General features: G+C 44.3%; 1 pseudogene. It reads right to left on the bottom strand.

The features are described 5' to 3' along the window. Positions 1-212 (bottom strand): annotated as a pseudogene (locus CWC04_RS19455) (L-aspartate oxidase); the annotation flags it as partial.

Genomic DNA, 212 nt, shown 5'->3' with positions numbered 1-212 from the left:
GCCTACAAAAGCCCACATAAATAACAGCAGTTCGTGCCAGTAATGGGATATAACAATTTCTTCATCAGAATAACTTACTCGGCTTTCATCCCAGCTTGGCAGCGCATGTGGTGTTGGCGCATGCTCAAGTGTACTTAAAATATCTTTAGGTGCAGCGTGTGCAAATACAATGCACTCTAATATTGAATTGCTCGCCATACGGTGAGCGCCGT

Origin of the sequence: Pseudoalteromonas sp. S2893, assembly GCF_005887105.1 — a bacterium.
GTDB classification, from domain to species: domain Bacteria; phylum Pseudomonadota; class Gammaproteobacteria; order Enterobacterales; family Alteromonadaceae; genus Pseudoalteromonas; species Pseudoalteromonas atlantica.
This window is presented reverse-complemented; position numbering and strand designations above follow the sequence as displayed.